The sequence below is a fragment of the Methylobacterium sp. PvR107 genome (assembly GCF_017833295.1).
Lineage (GTDB): Bacteria > Pseudomonadota > Alphaproteobacteria > Rhizobiales > Beijerinckiaceae > Methylobacterium.
On record NZ_JAFIBW010000001.1, the window covers coordinates 1,835,968 to 1,854,488 of the forward strand.

14 protein-coding genes and 3 pseudogenes are annotated in these 18,521 nt (G+C 66.2%); 6 read left to right on the forward strand and 11 right to left on the reverse strand.

Going from position 1 to position 18,521, the window contains the following annotated elements; all coding sequences use genetic code 11:
- Window positions 1-37 precede the first annotated feature (37 nt).
- The 5 genes from JOE48_RS08485 to JOE48_RS08505 form a co-directional block, all read right to left on the reverse strand.
- Window positions 38-1,318 carry a sodium:proton antiporter gene (locus JOE48_RS08485; RefSeq protein WP_210029171.1) on the reverse strand — a complete coding sequence of 427 codons (1,281 nt, stop codon included), beginning with the start codon at window positions 1,316-1,318 and terminating at the stop codon, window positions 38-40.
- A gap of 126 nt (window positions 1,319-1,444) precedes the next feature.
- Window positions 1,445-1,849 carry an acyl-CoA thioesterase gene (locus tag JOE48_RS08490; RefSeq protein WP_210029173.1) on the reverse strand — a complete coding sequence of 135 codons (405 nt, stop codon included), beginning with the start codon at window positions 1,847-1,849 and terminating at the stop codon, window positions 1,445-1,447.
- Between the two features lie 24 nt (window positions 1,850-1,873).
- A complete protein-coding gene (locus tag JOE48_RS08495) occupies window positions 1,874-2,548 on the reverse strand; it encodes an HAD family hydrolase (RefSeq protein ID WP_210029175.1) in 675 nt (224 codons plus the stop codon).
- Between the two features lie 128 nt (window positions 2,549-2,676).
- On the reverse strand, window positions 2,677-3,147 hold the full coding sequence (locus tag JOE48_RS08500; protein WP_210029177.1) for a regulator: 471 nt from the start codon (window positions 3,145-3,147) through the stop codon (window positions 2,677-2,679).
- 76 nt (window positions 3,148-3,223) lie between these two features.
- Window positions 3,224-4,402 carry a zinc-dependent alcohol dehydrogenase gene (locus JOE48_RS08505; protein WP_210029178.1) on the reverse strand — a complete coding sequence of 393 codons (1,179 nt, stop codon included), beginning with the start codon at window positions 4,400-4,402 and terminating at the stop codon, window positions 3,224-3,226.
- Window positions 4,403-4,817: 415 nt separating this feature from the next.
- On the opposite strand from JOE48_RS08505, the gene JOE48_RS30200 reads away from it, so the two are divergent.
- Window positions 4,818-5,027, forward strand: coding sequence for a hypothetical protein (locus tag JOE48_RS30200; protein WP_245252761.1), 210 nt, complete (start codon window positions 4,818-4,820; stop codon window positions 5,025-5,027).
- A gap of 754 nt (window positions 5,028-5,781) precedes the next feature.
- Window positions 5,782-6,246, forward strand: coding sequence for a response regulator (locus JOE48_RS08515; RefSeq protein ID WP_210029179.1), 465 nt, complete (start codon window positions 5,782-5,784; stop codon window positions 6,244-6,246).
- Window positions 6,247-6,891: 645 nt separating this feature from the next.
- Here JOE48_RS08515 and JOE48_RS31210 read toward each other — a convergent pair.
- Both JOE48_RS31210 and JOE48_RS31215 read right to left on the reverse strand, forming a co-directional pair.
- Window positions 6,892-7,665: a molybdate ABC transporter substrate-binding protein gene (locus JOE48_RS31210; RefSeq protein WP_409518569.1), complete on the reverse strand. Its 774-nt coding sequence runs from the start codon at window positions 7,663-7,665 to the stop codon at window positions 6,892-6,894.
- 139 nt (window positions 7,666-7,804) lie between these two features.
- Window positions 7,805-8,214, reverse strand: a pseudogene (locus JOE48_RS31215) (YidB family protein).
- A gap of 182 nt (window positions 8,215-8,396) precedes the next feature.
- Between JOE48_RS31215 and JOE48_RS08525 the strand changes: the two are divergent.
- Together JOE48_RS08525 and JOE48_RS08530 are read left to right on the forward strand one after the other, a co-directional pair.
- Window positions 8,397-8,600: a CsbD family protein gene (locus JOE48_RS08525; RefSeq protein WP_210029181.1), complete on the forward strand. Its 204-nt coding sequence runs from the start codon at window positions 8,397-8,399 to the stop codon at window positions 8,598-8,600.
- A gap of 187 nt (window positions 8,601-8,787) precedes the next feature.
- Window positions 8,788-11,331 (forward strand): HWE histidine kinase domain-containing protein, encoded by a 2,544-nt coding sequence (locus tag JOE48_RS08530; RefSeq protein WP_210029182.1) that lies wholly within the window; start codon window positions 8,788-8,790, stop codon window positions 11,329-11,331.
- 15 nt (window positions 11,332-11,346) lie between these two features.
- On the opposite strand, the gene JOE48_RS08535 is transcribed toward JOE48_RS08530, so the two are convergent.
- From JOE48_RS08535 to JOE48_RS08550, 4 genes and pseudogenes are all read right to left on the reverse strand, one after another.
- Window positions 11,347-11,769: a DUF2852 domain-containing protein gene (locus tag JOE48_RS08535; protein ID WP_210029183.1), complete on the reverse strand. Its 423-nt coding sequence runs from the start codon at window positions 11,767-11,769 to the stop codon at window positions 11,347-11,349.
- Window positions 11,770-11,871: 102 nt separating this feature from the next.
- A complete protein-coding gene (locus tag JOE48_RS08540; protein WP_210029184.1) occupies window positions 11,872-12,129 on the reverse strand; it encodes a sensor histidine kinase in 258 nt (85 codons plus the stop codon).
- Window positions 12,130-12,438: 309 nt separating this feature from the next.
- Window positions 12,439-13,462 (reverse strand): annotated as a pseudogene (locus JOE48_RS08545) (IS110 family transposase).
- 277 nt (window positions 13,463-13,739) lie between these two features.
- The gene (locus JOE48_RS08550; protein WP_245252762.1) at window positions 13,740-16,151 is read right to left on the reverse strand and encodes an MASE4 domain-containing protein; all 2,412 of its coding nucleotides are present in this window, start codon (window positions 16,149-16,151) and stop codon (window positions 13,740-13,742) included.
- A gap of 362 nt (window positions 16,152-16,513) precedes the next feature.
- Between JOE48_RS08550 and JOE48_RS08555 the strand changes: the two are divergent.
- Both JOE48_RS08555 and JOE48_RS08560 read left to right on the forward strand, forming a co-directional pair.
- Window positions 16,514-17,324: pseudogene (locus JOE48_RS08555) on the forward strand (integrase core domain-containing protein); the annotation flags it as partial.
- A 231-nt stretch (window positions 17,325-17,555) separates the two neighbouring features.
- A complete protein-coding gene (locus tag JOE48_RS08560; RefSeq protein ID WP_210029185.1) occupies window positions 17,556-18,371 on the forward strand; it encodes a DUF3658 domain-containing protein in 816 nt (271 codons plus the stop codon).
- Window positions 18,372-18,521 lie beyond the last annotated feature (150 nt).

Here is an 18,521-nt window from a genome sequence, read left to right on the forward strand (position 1 = left end):
ACGCGATCTCGGATGGATCGCCGCCCGCCATTCACGGTCACACCGTGGGGCTGGGAAGGGTCAGGTCCAGCTGCGCACTCTCTGTGTCCCGTCCCATCCTGCGGTCGAGGACGCGAAGGACCGGCGTGACGGTGACGCCGTGCAGGAGGATCGAGATGAGCACCGTCAGCCCGGCCGTGGCCCAAAGGAGATCCGTCTCCTCGAAGACGGCATGACCGGTAGCGAACGCGAGGTAGTAGATCGTCCCCAACCCACGGATACCGAAGAAGCTCACGACGGCACGGTCCTCGGTGGATCGCCCGCTTCCGAGCAGTCCGACCCAACAACACAAGGGTCGCGCGACGAGAAGCGCTAGCAGGGCGAAGGCAACGGCCGGCCAGGTCAAGGCACGGAGCAACCCGCCGCTGACGAGCACCGCCCCGAACCCGATGAGCAGCACCATCATCAGAAGGCGTTCGAGTTCCTCGGCGTAGTCGTGCATCTTGCGATGGTATTCATGGCCGCGACTGGATGCACGCAGCGCAAGGGCCGCCGCGAAGACGCCGATGAAACCGTATCCGTCAAGAATCTGGACGCATCCATAGGCGATGCAGGTCACACCGAGCGCCACGAAGCCGTCTCCGGTGCGGGAAAGCTTCGACAGGTTCGGCAGGTGAAACATCAGCCATCCCAACGCTTGGCCGACCGCCGCGCCGAAAACGGCCCCCACGGCGATCTTCCAGAGCACGTCGATCGCAAGCCAATGCGACCACGACAATCCGGCAAGACCGCCACCGGCGAGGCCAATGGCGAGGTTCACGAAGGGAAAGGCCAAGCCGTCGTTGAGCCCTGCCTCCGAGGTCAGGGCGAATCGCGGCTCGTCCTCATGGTCCTCGTCGGGATGACCAACCTGAACGTCGGAAGCCAAGACCGGATCCGTCGGAGCCAAGGACGACGCGAGGAGCAGTGCCGACGCGAGACCAAGCCCAAGCAGGGTCGATCCCAGCACGGTCAAGGCGAGGATCGTCAGCGGCATGCCAATGCCGAGGAGCCGCCACGTCACCGACCAGGTTCGCCATCCGAACAGGCGGTCGATCTTGAGGCCTGCTCCCATCAACGAGATGACGACCACGGCCTCGGTGGCATGCTCGATCAGCTTGGCGTGGGAGCCGGGATGGGGTGTGATTTCCGCGACCACCGGGATGGTCGACAAGGCCGCGCCGATGCCGACGCAGCAGATGGGCAGCGAAAGAGGCAGCGCCCGGAGCACCATCGGCAACCAAGCCGTCAGAAGCACCAGGACACCGAACCCGGCGGCGACGAAGACATAGGTTTCCATAACGACTCAAACGATTCCGGAATTGATTGTTCAATGAAACGACGTGCCCGCGACCATGGCGACGGGGCTGTATCGCTGCACCGACATCTCTCGAACGAGACCACCGTGTCAGGGCGGTGAGTGCCTTCAGGTCTCGCTGGCTCGGTCGTCGGTCCGTCGACGAGGCTTCCCCTCGTCGTCCAGTGCCACGTAGGTGAAGACCCCTTCGGTGACCTTATCCGGATTGCTCCCGGTACGGTCCCGGATCCAGGCTCCGATCCTGACACCCAACGATGTCTCACCACTTTCCTGCAGAGTGCAGTCGCAACTCACCTCGTCACCGAGGGCAAACGGCCGGAAGAAGCGCATCGCGTCGATGCGGACGGTCGCCACGCGGCCATTGGTTCGCTGGGCGTCGAAGGTGCCGCCAGCCAGATCCATCTGCGAGACCGTCCAGCCTCCGAAGACGGCGCCAGCAGCGTTCGTGTCGCGCGGCATGGCGATGGTGCGCAGGTGCGGGCCATCGGGGACGCTCGGGAACGTATCGGTCATGTCTGACGCCCCACCCTTGTGCGTTCAGGTCCGCGACCCGACCAGTGGCGAGGTTTCATACTGGGCAAGAAGTTCGGCCGGGTCCTTGTAGGTCGCGATACAGCCGGCCTGCATGAGCTCCTCGGCCGTCCACCCGCCCGTGAGCAACCCAATCGTGCGGATGCCGGCCTTGCCGGCGGCCTCGGCATCGTAAGGCGTATCGCCGACGACGACGGCGTCCTGCGCTGCTATGTCGTCGAGGCGCTTCAGGGCGGCCTGGAAGATGTCCGGGTTCGGCTTGCTCTCCTCCGCGTCGTCCGACGACGTCTCGATGGCGATGAGCTCCTCGATGTCGGCGATCTTCTTGTAGGTCTTGAGCTCGTCGCCCTTGGCGGAGGAAGCCAGTGCGAGTTGCTTGCCGTCGGCCAGCAGGCGTTCGACGAGTGCCCGGACCTGCGGCAGGCCCTTGATGGTCGGCAGGTAGCGCTTCTTCAGGATCCCCGAACGGTGCTCCTCCAGAGCGTCGCCTTTCTCGGCGATCTCAGCTTCCGACAGGAATACCGGCATCAGGAGGTCCCCTCCCTTGCCGATCTGCCTCCGCAGGTCCTCGAACGGGATGTCGTGACCGAAGTCCCGGAAGGCATCCTGCCAGGCACGGGCGTGCTGCGGAACCGAGTCGATCAGGGTGCCATCGACATCGAAGATCACTGCGGTGGGCATAAGTCGCTTTCTTGTCTGTGTTGGGCAGCGGTGGACATTCGGGAGACTGCTGTCCTTTGCCTATTCGAGGCGCATGGCGCCCGTCGCCGGGTCTGAAGCGGGCCCGGCCGAAACGGTGGCGGCATCGATCAGGCGTGTCGTCCCTCGACCTTGGTGTAGGTCCCGGACGAAACCTGCTCGGCGAGCTGCGCCTTGAAGTCGGCGATGCCGAGGACCTGGACGGGAGTGCCTGCGTCGTTCAGGAACTCGTAGAGGGCATCCTCGACGTTGCGGTTGCTGAAGAACACGATGGCGTCCTTGTTGCCGCCGCCTTCCATGTGCGGTTCGCCGTTCGCGGGCCCGGAGACGAAGCTGCCGGTAGGTCGTGTCTCCGTGTGGGTCCCGTCCTCGCGGTAGAACCGGAGCTCTCCCTGCATCACGAGCGTCACGTAGGGGCACTTGTGCCGATGGAGCATCACCTTCTGGTTCGACGCGAACTTGAACACGACGTCGACGATGCGGTTGTCCTCGTCGACCTTGTAGACGAAGAACGCGATGTGTGGCAGCCAATCCAACGTCCGCCAAGTAATGTTGCTGTCATCGAAAACGTAGTCCGACATCCGGTCTCCTCCCGCTCGTTTTGTTCGTTCGGGGCCGGGCACGACTGGCGCATGTGCACTGCCCCGTGGTCGTGTTTCAGCCGTGCGGCTTGAACACCACCTTCGTGCAGCTGTCTTTCTTGTCCCGGAACATGTCGTACAGGGCCGGGCCATCCTCCAGGTTCGTGGAGCGATGACTGATGATGAAGGACGGGTCGATCTCGCCGTTCTGGATGCGCTCCATCAGGGGCTTCATGTAGCGGACCATGTGGGTCTGGCCGGTCTTCAAGGTCAGACCCTTGTTCATCAGGATGCCGAGGGCGACGGGACCGACCGGGCCCGCGAAGACGCCTGGCATCGAGACGTTGCCGCCGGGGCGGCAGGCCAGGATGGCCTGGTTGAGGGCGAACGGACGCTCCAGGCTAACGGTGTGCTCCATGATGGCCGAGGAGACCTTCTGTAGCGTGGTATCCGCCCCGTGCGACTCCATACCGACCGCCTCGATGACCGAGTCCGGACCGAGCCCGTGGGTCATCTCCATGAGGGTGTCCTGCACGTTCTCCGTGGACAGATCGATGGTCTCGGCGCCGGCCTCCCGGGCCAGCGCGAGGCGCTCGGGAACGCTGTCGATGGAAATGACGCGCTTGGCGCCCAACATCAGGCAGCACTTGACCGCGAGCACGCCGACCGGACCGCAGCCCCAGATCGCCACGGTGTCCGCGGGACCGATGTCGCAGTGCTCGGCGGCCTGGTAGGCGGTCGGGAAGATGTCGCTGAGGAACAGGACCTGCTCGTCGGTGAGACCCTCGGGCACGACGATAGGGCCGACGTCGGCATAGGGCACCCGCAGGTACTCGGCCTGGCCGCCCGGGATGCCGCCGGTGAGATGCGAGAAGCCGAACAGTCCGGCGAGCGGATAACCGAAGACCTTGGCCTGCATCGCTCCGTTCGGGTTGGTGCGTTCGCAACAGCTCCAGTTGCCCCACTTGCACTGGCGGCACTCGCCGCAGCAGATGGTGAAGGGCACGACGATGCGGTCGCCGATCTTGAGCTTCTGATTGTCCCGACCGACCTCGATGACCTCACCCATGGTCTCGTGCCCGAGGACGTCGCCGCACTCCATCGTGGGCATGAAGCCGCCCATGAGGTGGAGGTCCGAGCCGCAGATCGCGCAGGCTGTCACCCTGATGATGGCGTCACGACCATGCTCGATCTTCGGGTCCGGCACGGTGTCGCACGAGATTTTGCCTCGGCCCTGCCAAGTAAGTGCCTTCATTTCGATGATCCCGCTGGAAAATATTGCGCTCAAAACCGTAGGAAAAACCATCCACGGTCGAGTGCTACGCATATGACAACCGACTGTTGGGTCGCTTGATCCCACGAAGGCCAATAAGAATTTCTGCGGATGAGACCGACCGCTCGCCTTTCGGGACGCTGGCCCATCGTCCAAGGCGCCGCTTGCGAGTGTGTGGACACCGGGCCATCGCCGCTGGCTGCTTGGCGGCGGCGACGGGTTGCGACGATGGCAGCGGTCGACACGGGTCTGCCCCGCGTTTCGTGCTGCGGCGCAACATTCGATGCCGGGCACGGTTTGACTGACGCTAGCCTCGCATCGCCGCGTGAGGGACGGCATCCCAGCGCTCGCTCGTGGAGCCGGTTCGGAGGTGCTGCCATCCCTCCGGAGAACCACCATGATGCGCCTGGTTGCCGCCGCCGTTCTCGCGACCCTTCCGCTTCCCGCCCTCGCATCGTCCTGCGCCGAGCAGATCGGCACCGTCGAGCGTCGCCTCGACAGCGCCGGGGCCGTTCAGGTCTCCGGCCTGATGGAGCGCCACGAGCTACGAACGGATTCGCCACGGGGCCTGACGACCGTCCGCGCCGGCTCCCCGAGCGATCCTTAAGCGGTCTCGACCGCCGACCACATCGCCGCCGCGCGAACCCTGATCGTCCGGGCGACCGCCGAGGACCGGGGCGGCGACAAGCGCGCCTGCGAGAATACGATGACCGCGGCGAAGGGCATGATCGGCGCCCTGCCGTAGCTCGCGATCCGCATCATACTGGGCCGTCCCCGAAAGCATCTCGATGACATTGCGTCCCGGACCTACGTCGAGGGAGTCGAGCGAGCGGTCCTTTGATCGGCCCGGCGCCTTGGCACGCCGATACGGTAACAGGGCGGGAAGTCGCGCCGACGACCTGTTCGTGCCGTCGGGCTCCGGTCACGGCCCGCGGCTGACGGTCCAGCTGTTCGTGTTCAGAAGCGGAGGAAGTCGGAGTCAGGCGGAGGTGGCATGTTCCACCTGCATGACCACACGAGGCCACCCTCTACAGCATCTGTGAGGACGCCAACCCCCGGCACGTCCGCCAAGAAGAGATCCATGGCGCGGCTGGCGGCCACGATTGCTTCGCTAACGCCGTGCGCCTCGATCGTCTCGGAGGCGATGTCGACGCTTCCGTGAGCCCGGCTCCGGGCTATGCGCAATCGATATTGCATTCGAATCAATAACTCAAGTTAGATATCTCTATTCGTGACATACATTACTATATAAAAATCACATTTTGGACATAAGATCAATATCCACAGAGGCTTATCAACCTTGGCCAGTGCGTAATACCACCGCTGGGCGCAACCTACAGCTTGCCACAACCGGAAGTCGCTTGATCGAGCGCGGCGACATCAGTATTGCTTTGCCGGGGAACGGCCCGGATAGGAGTATTTGGGCAATGTATCCTATGCATAGTGTCGCATATAGTGGAAGGCCATCAGTTTTGATTGTCGACGATGAAATCATCGAGAGACATTCGACGGTTGAGTCGTTGAAAATTGCTGGATTTGAAACCGTTGATGTCTGCAATGTGGCCGAGGCTGTTTTCGCACTCGAAATGGTGAGCGGTATTCGTGTTGTACTCACAGACATTGATCTAGGAGATAGTCTCGATGGGATCGTGTTGGCCGCTTGCGTAGACAGGCGCTGGCCCAGTGTCGGCATCATTATGACGTCTGGCAAGATCGAACCCATGCCGGGGGATGTGCCAAGCCGGGCATGCTTCCTGCGGAAACCCTATTGCGAAGCGAGAATGCTGGCGACCGTGCGTGGGATGATCGAGCAGAGTGTGCCTTGAAGCGCCGGCCTGAAGTCCGAGAGGTTGGACGATCGTTTGGCGGCTACCCGGCGTACACTTTCCGCAGTGCAGGGGCAGGCGCCGACACAGAACAGGGGCCCATCACGTTGGCGATCTTAGGGAAGGTGCCGCCGGGGTTGGCTGATCGGGCACCCTTCCGACAAGACACCCTGCGCACCGGGCGGTGGCGGGGCGAAGTCGATTTCGGGTCGAAAATCCCGGGCGTCTCCAAGTCTCAACGGTACCATCAGGAGATCGAGACGGCATGGGGGGACGGATGCCGCCCGGATTGCGCGACCCTACGGTGACTGAATTTGGACGCCTTCACATAGGTGGGGAAGCCAATTCTCGGTCTCTTCGCTTACGCCGGTGCCGCCGGCCGACCTAGATCGCTTTCTGCCGTTCAGCCGATGCCGTGAGAATAGCCGCTTTTCTCCTGCCTTTTCCGAGAAGCGGACAGGCCGGTTCCGGCCAGCATCGGCCGCGTTGGCGGGCGCCGCTGAACGGCCGGGTTGGGTAGTTTCCTGCCCGACCGCTTCCGAGCGGCGGATACATCGAAGCAGGCACCGCCATGGGCATGTCTTTCGGCGCACTACGGTTTTCTGCGAAGTCTACCCCTCGGAGGCCCGCAATGAAATTGCTTGATCAACTGGGTTCCAGACCCTTGGCACGGATGATCGTTGCCGCGGCAGGCGCCTTTAGAAACGAAAGAAAAGCCTCGGCCCGAGCCTTGTTCGCGGTGGCCGAGATCCCTCCAGCCAGCACCACGAAGGACTGAACTTCCGCAGGCAAGGGGCCGACCACGTCCACCCCTGAGACCGACAGCAACTCAGGCATCAGTTGCACGGCAAGGTCCGCCTCGCCCCGAGCGACAACGTCACCTGTTAAGCCGTTCGGGATAGCCTTTCCTTTGGCCTTCACCGCGTCCGCGATCCCGAGCTTCTGGAGAGCAGCGGCGAAGACCGCCCCGCTCGCACCAGACGTGCTGTAGGCCACCGACCCTGCGCTGGTGAGCGCCTGCTTGAGCGCCTCGGCAGAGCCGATGTCGGGTCGGGCTGCCCCCTTCTTGACGGCAAGGCCAACGCCCGTGCGAGCGAGCGTGGCCGCGGTGCCGTCTACAACTTTGCCCTGCTGGATAAGGGCTGTGATCAGAGGCGGGGTTAGAACGACGACGTCGAACGGCTTGCCCGCCTCGACCTGCGCCTTAAGGATCGCAGAGGTGTCGTAGGTGACGATGAGATGGTCGCCGCTCGCCCGCTCGTATTGCGGGATGAGGTCGTCCAAGGCGGTCTTGAGTCCCTGCGAACAGAGAACGGTGACGTCGGCCGCATGGACGCCGGTAGCGATACCCCAGACCGAGATCGCGAGTAGGCTGAGCGTGCGCAACCTTCCTACCAAACTGACCATCGTGCCCCTCATGCGTTCGGCTCTACTATTGCACAGACGCCGACGAACGCACCATGAGCGCAGGCGCTTGCATGCTGCGATCGCTTCAGAAATCGCGTTGCTTTGCTTAGGTTTCGTCGGCGTCTGAGCACTAGCGCACGCTTCGGATCGGCTAGGCCGGCATCCGTCCGTCCGGCTGTAGCGGTCGACGGCCTGGGGAAGTTCACGCGACAGCCGGGAGAGGAGTCCCTCTTGGGACAGCCCGGTCCGCTGCGTCAGGGTCGCCAGGACGTCTGGGCCGATGGCCTGCTCAAGATGCCGCGGCGCGATTTCATGCTTCAACCCCTGGTCGACGCAGGATTGCGCGGTCGCCCCGTGCCCTGCCTGCTGGAAGCGGTCCAGCATCTCGCCGAGGCCGCTGTTGAAGAACCCGCCGGGCGCCTCGCCGCGCCTGTCCCCCAGCGATTCGCCGAGTTCGCCGCTCGACCCAGCCGACGCCGCACCCTGGCCCGCAGGAGCGGGAGCGGACTGGCCAGCCCCGCCGAGCATCTCCGCCAGCTTGTCACGGTGTCTCCGGGGCATGGCGGCAGCATCGGGACATGCCGCCCTCGAAAGCGGGCCTTGAACGCACGAGGGCGGCGGCCGGGTGCAGGCACTGCCATGGGGCCACCCCTCCCGCGACCGTGACCCGGCGCACGGAACGTGGCCCGGGCCGGGACCGTTGCTGGTTCCCGTGGCCGCCATGGCCGCGAAGGAGAACCGCCATGAGCAGCACCACCGACAAGATCAAAGGCCTCGCCAACGAGGCCGTCGGCAACGTGAAGCAGGGCATCGGCAACGTCACGGACAACGACAAACTGAAGGCCGAAGGCAAGGCCCAAGAACTTAAGGGCGAGACCCAGAAGACCACGGGTGACGTCAAGGACGGCGCCAAGCACGTCGCCGACAAGGTCACCGGCAAGGCCTGAAGCGTTCGCCCCGGGGCGGTTCCGCGCCCCGGGGAGTACCGACGTGACGGCCACGGCTTCGACAGAGACCGTCGTGAGCCCAGGCATAAGCTGTTTCGACGGGAGCAGCCCACCTTGCCGCGCTCGCCGGTCAGGCCGATATCCGATTCGCAGCCGGACCGTCGCCTGCGACCAGCATCGCGGGCCCATGGACCAGTTGAAAGCGTCGCAGCCGACGCCCGAGATCGACCTCTCCTCCTGCGACCGCGAGCCCATCCATATCCTGGGCGCGGTGCAGGCGTTCGGCTTCCTCATCGGCGTCTCGCCGGACTGGATCGTCACTCGCGCTTCAGACAACGTCGCCACCTGGCTGGGCAGAACCGCCGACGAGCTCCTCGGCCTGCCCCTCGATGCCGTCCTCGACAGCGAGGCCATCCACGTCCTGCGCGGTCATCTCCAGACCCTGCGCGGGCCGGACGCCGTGGACCGGGTGTTCGGCCTCCGGCTCCTGCCCGCTGGCGAGTCGTTCGACGTTGCCTTGCATCTGTCGGGGGACACCATCGTCTTCGAGGCCGAGCCGGGCGCCACCGAGCACCTCAGCGCCGGCAACCTCGTGCGCGGCATGGTCACCCGCCTCCAGCAGACAGAGGGCTTCGACGCGCTCTGTCGAGAAGCCGCGCGACAGATGCGGGCGCTGACCGGCTTCGACCGTGTGATGGTCTACCGCTTCGCCGAGGACCATTCGGGCGAGGTCATCGCCGAGGCGGTTCGGTCCGGCCTCGACCCATATCTCGGACTGCACTACCCGGCGTCGGATATCCCCAAGCAGGCCCGCGCCCTCTACGAGCGCAACTGGCTGCGCATCATCGCCGACGTCGACGAGACGGGCGCCGCCGTGGTGCCGCCGCGCGATCCGGCAGGGCAACCCCTCGACCTGTCCTTGTCGACCCTCCGGACGGTCTCGCCGATCCACCTCGAATACCTGCGCAACATGGGCGTGTCGGCCTCGCTCTCCGTGTCCATCCTGCGCAACGGTCGCCTGTGGGGCCTGTTCGCCTGCCACCACACCGAGCCGCGCCACATCTCCCTCGAACGGCGGACCGGCGCCGAGCTGTTCGGGCAGATGTTCTCCTGGCTGCTGGAGGCGCGCGAGCGGCAGGCCGACGCCGAGCGCGAGGTCCGCTCGCGCGAGCTGCACAACCGGCTGCTGGGTGCCCTGGCCTCCGGCGGCACCAACCTGGAGAGCCTCTCCGACTTCCTCGACGACCTCTCGGCCATCCTGCCCTGCGATGGCATCGGGTTGTGGGTGAACGGCGAGATCACCCTGCAGGGCTCGACTCCGACCGCGGAGGAGTTCGCCGGGCTGGTGCGCTTCCTCAACCGCACGGCCGCGAGCAAGGCCTACGCGAGCGACGAGATCGGGCGCGTCCACGAACCGGGCCGGGACTTCACCGAGCGGGCGGCGGGCATGCTCGCCATCCCGGTGTCGCGGACGCCCCGGGACTTCCTGGTCTACTTCCGGCGCGAGGTCTCGCGGACCGTGACCTGGGCTGGCAACCCGGTGAAGCCCGCGACCCCGGGGCCGAACGGCATCCGCCTGACCCCGCGCAAGAGCTTCGAAGCATGGCGCGAGACCGTGCACGGCCGCTCCCTGCCCTGGGCGGAGGTGGAGATGCGGACCGCCGAGGCCCTGCGCATCACCCTTCTGGAGGTGATCCTGCGCCTCACCGATTCCGCCGAGAAGGAGCGCAAGGTCGCCCAGGAGCGCCAGGAGCTCCTCATCGCCGAGCTCAACCACCGGGTCCGCAACATCCTGAACCTGATCCGCGGGGTGGTGACCCAGAGCCGGCCAGCGGACGGCGTGGACAGCGCCTTCGCGACCGTGGTCGGCGACCGCATCCAGGCGCTCGCGCGGGCCCACGACCAGATCACCTCGTCCAACTGGGGTCCGGGTTCCCTGCGTGACCTCATCATGCTTGAGGCCGGCGCCTACCTCGGCCCCAAGGCCGGCCGGGTCGTCCTCGACGGGGCGGACGTCCTGCTGGAGCCTCAGGCGTTCTCGACCCTCGCCCTGGTCGTGCACGAGATGATGACGAACTCGGCCAAGTACGGCGCGCTCTGCGACAGCCTCGGCCGGGTCGACGTGCGCTGGGAGCGGGACGCCCTCGACCATCTCGTCATCCGCTGGCGCGAGACCGGCGGTCCGGCGGTGCGCGCGCCCACCCGGCGCGGCTTCGGCACGACCATCATCGAGCGGTCGATCCCGTACGAGCTCAAGGGCGAGGCGGAAGTGCGGTACGAGGTGGCCGGCGTCGAGGCGCGCTTCACGATCCCGCCGGCGTTCGTCCGAAACGCCCCGCGCGCCGCGCCCAAGGCCGTCCGGGCGGCCCCCGCCGAGGCTCCGCGCAGGCTCACGGGTGCCGTGCTGGTCGTGGAGGACAACATGATCATCGCCCTGGAGGCGGAGGAAATGCTCGTCTCGCTCGGCGCCACCAACGTGGACATGGCCTCCTCGACGCGCGAGGCGCTCCGCCTGATCGATGCGGCGCCGCCGACCCGCGCTCTGCTCGATGTCAACCTCGGCTCCGAGACCAGCATCGCGGTCGCGCGCAAGCTCTTCGAGCTCGGCATTCCGTATGCCTTCGCCACCGGCTACGGCGACGGCTTCCGCATCCCGGAGGACCTCGCGCAGGTACCGGTCGTCAACAAGCCTTACGGCGCGGATGACCTCATGCGCGCCTTCCCGGCCTGAGCCCGGTTTCGGGCGCTAATCAGGGCGGTGATCGGGCTGACCGGCGGGTCGGGCGATGTCGACCGCCGTCCTCGTTGCACCAGGGTGTTCGGCCACGAAGCGCTCGAAGGTCGCGCGATCCTTGGCGCGCTTCAGCTTGTCGACGAAGCCCTCGAACTCTTGGAGACGCGTTTCGAGGTCGCGGCGCTGCGCCTCGATGCGGCGGATCTCGCCGTCGCGCCATTCGTCGAAAGCGGTGTTGCCGCTGGTCCGCGCCGGGGTGAACCGTGGCCGCTCACGGGTCACGGCACCGAGGCCGAAAGGTCGCCGCAGGCGTTCGAGGCCCGGCAGGCCGGACAGCCTGAGATCGCGCGCTACGAGCGCCTGCCGCGCCACGAGGACGAGGCCGGCGAAGCCGCCGACATAGAGGGCGTCATGAATCCAGGGCATGATGGGCATGGCAAAGCTCCTGGCGCCTGTAGGCGCCGTTGACGACGGCCGGAGCATGCCAACGTGCCGCTGCCGCAGGCTGAACGGGTCGGTTAAGGCCGGGTTAAGCCTTCAGGCCCTGCCGACCGGTCGCACGTCGGTGGCGGCCGCGAACGAGGTGAACCGGTCCGGCTCGTCGCGGGGCACGTCGAGGCTGCAGCGCAGTCCGTCGAGGGCGAACTCAAGACGGACCTCGCCGCCGAGTTCCCGGCTGACCCCGCCCGTGATCAGGCGCGTGCCGAAGCCGCGTTTGCCCGTCTCCCGCACCGGCGGGCCCCCGCTCTCCTGCCATTCCAGGGCGAGCCGCCTCGCGCCGCTCTCGCCGACCACGACCTTCCAGGTGACGTCGATCCGGCCCGTGTCGGTCGAGCGGGAGCCGTGTGTGGACGCCCCATCGGATTCAAGGGGGTGTTTGAGAGATCTGTGCGCGCAGGTTCAGGTGCTTCCGTGTGTCCGGCCTGTTGATGCAGCCATCCTCACGGCTGCTGGCCTGTATGAAGATCGCGGATCGGGTCCAAATCGCTTTTGCGCGCTCGAGGCGCCTGACATCCACTGGTTCTCCCAACCCCGTCTTCTGACCGTTGCGCCATACCTCTCGACTGACCTTCCCTGCCTCCCTGACGCCTCAGGCCGTGGCGATCACGCTGTGGCCGGAGCTCTGTAGGAGCCGCCATGGGCCATCAAGGCCCAGACGATCCGCGCCATCTTGTTCGCCAGGGCGACGGTGATCAGCATGCGCGGCTTGCGCGACAGTATGCCGGCCAACCATGCCCCAGCTTTATCGGGATCACGCGCCGCGACCTTGGTCGCAGAGCTCGCGCCCAGGATCAGCAACCGTCGCAAGCTGCGCTCGCCCATCTTGGTCGTTCGCCCGAGCCGCTCCTTGCCGCCGCTGAAGTGTTGCCGCGGGACGAGACCGAGCCAAGCCGCAAAGTCGCGCCCGCGGCGGAAGGTACTGGCGGCCGGTGCCAGAGCCACGAGTGCGGTCGCGATCACCGGGCCGACACCCGGTATCGTCATCAGCCGCTTGGCCACGGCATCGTCCTTCGCGCGTTGGGCGATCTCGCGGTCCAGAAGAGCGATCTGCGCCTGGAGCGCCTCCAAGCTGCCCGCAATGATGGCCAGGACCCGCCTCGCCTCGGCCGGCACGTCGGATGTCGGGTCGCGGACGATCGCCACGAGCTTGCCGACGTGCCCGACACCTTGGCGAACGACGTACCCGAACTCCGTGAGGTGCCCGCGCAGTGCATTGATCAATTGGGTCCGCTGACGCACGAGCAGGTCGCGCGTACGGAACACCACTGCGGAGGCCTGGGCCTGCGCACTCTTACCCTGAACGAACCGCATCGTCGGCCGCTGCGCCGCCTCGCAGATCGCCTCAGCATCGGCCATGTCGTTCTTCTGCCGCTTCACGAACGGCTTCACGTAAGCTGGTGGAATGAACCGCGTTTCGTGGCCTGCCAAGGCTATCTCACGGGCCCAGTAAGTGAGCGCTGGCGCATGCTTCCATAGCGACCACGCAACGCGGAAGTGTCGAGAAGGACGTCAGCACCTGATCGCGCCGCAGCTTCTTGCGGAAAACGACGGCGCCGCTCGTATCCGCGCCGTGAACCTGGAAAACTGATTTCGCCAGATCGATCCCGACTGTGCTAACCTCACCCATGGACGCCTCCTGCAGTGATGTTGCAACACCTTCACACTGGCACATCGATGCCGTCAGGGGGCGTCCACCCCTACGCTTCTGGGTGGCCTGATTGACGAGGGCCTACGATCGGAACGGGTGGAGTTCCGCCGGTCCGCTTCTGGGATGGCGATCCATAGGAGCGGACTGCGAGGCGGCGCTCATCCAGCAACCGTCGACGTTGCCCGACTCCTCGTGCTTCGGTCCCGATATTGGTCCGTCCGCCAGGATCGGATCATGTCCGTCGTGCGGTCCATCGTCAGCCTAGGACGATCCGTAGCTTGTTCGCGAGCTCGTCTCGTTGGTAAGGCTTGCTAAGGAGCGGCAGGTCTGCCGGCACCCCTTGCTCGTCGAGAGCCGTGCCCGTGTAGCCTGATGTCAGGAGCACACGCAGGCCAGGCCGCAGACGCCGTGCCTCGACGGAGAGCTGCACCCCGTTCATGCCGCCGGGCATAACCACGTCGGAGAACAGGATGTCGATCCGCTCCGGACCCCTCAGTCGTTCCAGGGCCTGCGCGGCGTGCGTCGCGGTGAGCGTCCGGTAGCCGAGCTCGCCCAGGCTCTCGATGGCCATCTCCAGCACAGCCGGCTCGTCCTCGACTACCAGCACCACTTCGCCCGAGGCGGCGCGGCGTAACGGCAGCGCGCCGTCCGGTCGGCTTGCCACCGCCTTCTCAGCCGAGCGCGGTAGGTAGAGCTCGACGGATGTGCCGCGCCCGAGCTCACTCCTAATCTGAGCGTGGCCGCCGGCTTGCCGCACGAAGCCGTAGACCTGGCTCAGGCCGAGGCCAGTGCCCTTTCCGACGTCCTTAGTTGTGAAGAACGGCTCGAACGCGCGGACGAGCGTGCCGGCATCCATACCATTGCCCGTGTCCGTGACGGACACGAGCACGAAGGCCCCAGGCCGCAGGTCGGGCCGATCCACGATCTCGTCGGCGTCAAGGTGTACGTTGCAGGTCTTCACCGTCAGTGTTCCGCCACCCGGCATCGCATCGCGCGCGTTCACCGCGAGGTTGAGCACCGCGCTCTCGAACTGGCCCGGGTCCAGCCGCACCGGGTCGAGGCTCGCGTCGAGGTTGAGACGGACCTCGACGGTTTCGCCCACCGCCCGCTGGAGCAAAGCCTCGAAATCCTTGAGCAGGCGGTTCGGGTTGACGGTCTCTGGCCGCAGCACCTGCCTGCGCGAGAAGGAGAGCAGCTTCTCCGTGACCTCGGCCCCGCGCTTCGCCGCGGTCATCGCCGAGGTCGCAAGGCGCTCCACGCGTTGCGCGTTGTCGGGTTTGCGCACGATCATGTCGAGGTTGCCCACGATGATGGTGAGCAGGTTGTTGAAGTCGTGCGCCACCCCGCCCGTGAGCTGGCCAATGGCCTCCATCTTCTGGGCCTGGTTCAGGCGCTCCTCGGCCTCGTGCTGTTGCGTCGTGTCCATGACGATGCCGGCAATCGTGCGCACCCTGCCCGCTGCGTCGAGGTAAGCCTTGCCCCGTAGCGCGATCCAGCGGATCGCACCGTCGTCGGCCCGCTTAATTCGGCAGTGCAGGTCGAAGCGCTCAGTGCCGGTCGACCCTTCCAAGGCAGCTCGGGCCATGCCGCGATCCTCCGGCACGACGTGGTTGAGGAAGGTCTCGATGCCCCAGGTCTCGACCGGATCGCGGTAGCCAAAGATTGCGTCGTGCCGTGGGTTGCGGCGCGAGGCACCGCTGCGCAGGTCGAGCTCCCAATCACCCATCTCGGCCGCCTCGAGCGCCAAGGCCAGGTTGTCGCGCGCCAGTTGCAACTCCGCCCGTCGCGCCTCGCGCTCCTGGGCCGTCGCCTCGGCCCGGGCGTACAGGAAGTCGACCTCGCGCAGGTAGACGCCGAGCAGGATGAACCCTGCAACAAGCGCCTCTAGGCGGCCCGCGAACCACCCGACCGTGCCGCGGGCGGCGCCTGGGAGGGTGACCATGTTGTCGAACACGAGCAGGAGCAGTGAGACGGCCAGCCAGAGCTGCAGGACGGTGCGCAGGCGCGTGGTCCAGCACAGCGCAGCCAGGGCCAGCACCGTCAGAGCGACGACGGCCGGGCCGACGCCCGAGGTCGTCAGCAGCCAGTAATCGTCGCCCTCGACGCTCTTCGGCAGGAGGTGGACGTAGCGGGTCACCACCACGGCCGTGAGCGCGGCGGCCGCCACTGTTCCTGCGACGGCGAGCAGGCCTATCCGGTCGGCGCGCGACGATGGCACCGACCCACCGTGCTCGCCGCCTTCCATGATGGCGTAGGGCAACGCGAAGAGCGGGGGGCCGAGATGCCAGAAAGTCCAGAGCCAGATCGTGGTGTCCGGGCCGTCGCCGAGGATGCGTCCTTGTGCGAGGACGTTCGGGAACGACAGCATCTGCACGAGCACGACCAGCGTCACGTAGAGGCTGCCGGTCCCGAGCACGAGCAGCGATCCCGAGTGGGTGCGGCGGTAATGAGTGAGGAAGAGGTAGGTGGTCAGGCCGTAGACCACGACGAGGGCCGATTGATAGACCGGCACGAAGCCCGGCATCGGCGGTATGGGCCGGCTTGCGAACGGAAGCAGCGCGAGCGTGACCGCGCCGAAGGCGAGGCTGACGAGGCCGGCGATCAGGCGCTGCGTCCTGCCAGCCCGGGCGGTGGCGAGAGTGGGACCCGTGGTGGCCGTGCCCATCATGTGTTCCGTGACGAAGCGCGAAGGCTGACCGTGCCGGCTAGTCGCTCGCGAAGCCTGGGCGTACCACGGCTCAGGCCGAGGCACCATTTGGCGACCCCGCGCTTTGGAACCGGCAGTCCGGTCAGCCGAAGGGCTGTGATGGAGCGCGAAGCCGACGGTCGGCCTCCGGGCGGCGGCTGAATGACAGCTCACCACTCCCGAGCCGAAGTTGCCGGAGGGCTGACGAATGGCTGCTTCCGGAAAGCGCCGGAGGCGTCACAGGCGGCCGGGTTGGGTCGGTAGGAGGCCGTCCGTTTTTCTGGCGACCCTGCTCTGAAGCGGACGTGCTGCTTACGGCCAGGCGTGAGCGCAAGGTGCAGATGAGGCGGGGCAGAGATGACGAGGCGGCGCTGACCGCCGATCTCGTGGAGCTGGCACGTTCCTATGGGCGCTAGGGCTACCGGAAGATCGGCGCGCTGCCGAAGGCAGCCGGCTGGTTCGTCGAGGACAGGCGGGTCGAGCGGATCTGGCGGCGCGAGGGACTTAAGGTGCCGGGCCGCCAACCGTAAAAGAGCCGGCTGTGGGACGGGGATGGCTCGTGCATCCGGCTCAAATCGGAGCGGCGCGTTCACGGGTGGCCCTACGCCTTCGTCGAGGCGCGCACGCATGACAGACGCAAGTTCCGGACGCTCAACGTCGTCGACGAGTTCACCCGCGCATGTCGGGCGATCCGTGTCGCACGCAAGCCGAAGGGAGCAGACGTGATCGACGTGCTCTCGGACCTGTTCATCCTGCGTGGCGTGCCGGGGCACGTTCACTCAGACAACGGGCCCGAATTCATCGCCAAATCGGTGCAGGCTCGGATAGCGGCAGTTGGCGCAAAGACCGCCCACATCGCCCCGGGCTCTCCGTGGGAAAACGGCTCCGTCGAAAGCTTCAACGCGCGCCTGCGGGACGAACTCCTGGGAAGCGAGATCTTCACCGCTCATGGAGACAGAAATCAGAATCGGGAGCTGGCGTCGACACGACAACACGGTATGCCCACATGGACCACTCGGCTACAAGCCGCCGGCGCCCGAAGTGTTCTGGCCAGCCATGGCGGCTTGGCCGGCTGCGCCTGCCCAACCGGCTCCGTCGGCGAAGCGACCCGCGGAACAACGGCCTGACCCTGACTCCACGCCTTGGACGGGCTAGAGCGTCGGGAAGATGTCCGCTCGGGTGCCCGTATCGCGCGGAAGCGGACCGGCGATAATCCACCTATGCCGGTGACAAATACGGTTCCTCTCCGCGGCTTGAAACCTCACGCAAGAGCACGGTGACAGAACGTTACGCGAGGGTCTTCGAAGGTCACATCGTAGCCATGTCGACCCGCGACGATACCCCGATACGTTGCATCGATTGCCGTGCAGCGACGGAGGATCGCAAATGTCCGGTGTGGCCGAAGCCGTCCATGTGGTGTGGGGGGTCAGTCGGGCGGAGGCGATCCGTGATGCCCTACGGTTGCAAGGCTGCAAAGCACGCGTCATCGCACTCCCAAATTGCTTGAGCGTCGGCCCCATCGATCCATCGGATCCGGACGCGCGCCGGAGGTGGGCCCGGGAGAACCTACGCGACGACGACGCGTCCGACTGGGACGAACCAGAGGCGCCCTGGACAGAAGCAACCGCCCCCGACGTTCACCCAATCGTCTGGGTCTGTCTGTCCAATGCCGCCGAGCACGCGAGCTTCCTTGCATTCACATCGCGCATGGCTGGCCGGCCCTTCGACATCGTCGACGCGACGGGGCTCGGCATCTCGACGGTCGGCGGCGTCTCGCCGATCTGGTCCCTTGGCCTGCTGCGGCCCGAAGAGATTGTCGCGTCCGGTCTCTCCGCGAGGCGCCGTCCGGTCGCACCCGCGGAGAGCGCCGCGGCCTCGGAGGCTTGGTCGCAGCTTCAGCGGGAGAATGCGCCGCTCCGCGTCGTGCGCGACGGCCAATTGGTGTCGGCTCCGCTGGAGCACTTCGACCCCGTCTTGACGGAGCTCGCGACACCGGACTGGGAGTTAGTCGTCAAGCTGATCGGCCGCGCCCTCCACCATCTGAACACCGAGGTCGACCCGCCGGGCCAGGGTACCGGCAGTGAATTCCTGTTCGCCCGCGTCCTCGCTCTCGGAGAAGCGGGGATCCTGGAGGTTACGGGCTCGGGACCGGGTATGCGTGAGTTCGAGGTGCGACGGCCCGCCATCCGTTCGTCGTCCTGAGCCGTGGGAGAAGCGTGTCTGGGCGGCGGTCGGGTGAACGTCCGCTTCGGCAGTTCGGCCTCCAGGAAGCGGACCGTCAGCAAACCACCCACCTGAGACGATCAGGCGAGCGATGCGTGGCGGCAGATGCCGGCCGTAGGCCGTTCCTCC

Excerpts from the sequence above, each read along its gene's own strand:
- JOE48_RS08495 (WP_210029175.1), bottom strand. The coding sequence starts at position 2,548 with ATGCCCACCGCAGTGATCTTCGATGTCGATGGCACCCTGATCGACTCG.
- JOE48_RS08485 (WP_210029171.1), bottom strand. The coding sequence starts at position 1,318 with ATGGAAACCTATGTCTTCGTCGCCGCCGGGTTCGGTGTCCTGGTGCTT.
- JOE48_RS31210 (WP_409518569.1), bottom strand. The coding sequence starts at position 7,665 with ATGAGGGGCACGATGGTCAGTTTGGTAGGAAGGTTGCGCACGCTCAGC.
- JOE48_RS08560 (WP_210029185.1), top strand. The coding sequence starts at position 17,556 with ATGTCCGGTGTGGCCGAAGCCGTCCATGTGGTGTGGGGGGTCAGTCGG.
- JOE48_RS08550 (WP_245252762.1), bottom strand. The coding sequence starts at position 16,151 with ATGATGGGCACGGCCACCACGGGTCCCACTCTCGCCACCGCCCGGGCT.
- JOE48_RS08530 (WP_210029182.1), top strand. The coding sequence starts at position 8,788 with ATGGACCAGTTGAAAGCGTCGCAGCCGACGCCCGAGATCGACCTCTCC.
- JOE48_RS30200 (WP_245252761.1), top strand. The coding sequence starts at position 4,818 with ATGATGCGCCTGGTTGCCGCCGCCGTTCTCGCGACCCTTCCGCTTCCC.
- JOE48_RS08500 (WP_210029177.1), bottom strand. The coding sequence starts at position 3,147 with ATGTCGGACTACGTTTTCGATGACAGCAACATTACTTGGCGGACGTTG.
- JOE48_RS08505 (WP_210029178.1), bottom strand. The coding sequence starts at position 4,402 with ATGAAGGCACTTACTTGGCAGGGCCGAGGCAAAATCTCGTGCGACACC.
- JOE48_RS08535 (WP_210029183.1), bottom strand. The coding sequence starts at position 11,769 with ATGCCCATCATGCCCTGGATTCATGACGCCCTCTATGTCGGCGGCTTC.
- JOE48_RS08490 (WP_210029173.1), bottom strand. The coding sequence starts at position 1,849 with ATGACCGATACGTTCCCGAGCGTCCCCGATGGCCCGCACCTGCGCACC.
- JOE48_RS08525 (WP_210029181.1), top strand. The coding sequence starts at position 8,397 with ATGAGCAGCACCACCGACAAGATCAAAGGCCTCGCCAACGAGGCCGTC.